1 pseudogene is annotated in these 308 nt (G+C 52.6%); it reads right to left on the bottom strand.

Annotated features, from left to right (window positions below):
* Window positions 1–41 precede the first annotated feature (41 nt).
* Window positions 42–308: pseudogene (locus ACTHS4_RS11780) on the bottom strand (DNA polymerase III subunit epsilon); the annotation flags it as partial.

Here is a 308-nt window from a genome sequence, read left to right on the forward strand (position 1 = left end):
TCCCACACCGGCAGCAGGAATCAAAGCGATATTGCGGCGCATCATGCTGACGCTCCGGCATTGGCCTCCTCTGGTGTTTCGGCCTTGCGCCATACACACGCTTTGCCTAAATCGTCCAAATATTGTTCATGTGCGGCCAGCTCGTCCGCATTGGCTTTGATAACTTTCAACTTAGACGTACGGTTGGTTTCCACAATAACGGTTTGATTGACTTCGCCCTCTTCTTCCGTCTCGCTACCCATCAGATCGAACTGCTGACGCGTCAGGGCAAGATAGACGTCACCCAAAAGCTCGCAGTCGATTAACGC

Source organism: Neisseria sp. P0014.S009, assembly GCF_051958155.1.
Classification (GTDB): Bacteria; Pseudomonadota; Gammaproteobacteria; order Burkholderiales; family Neisseriaceae; genus Neisseria; species Neisseria flavescens_C.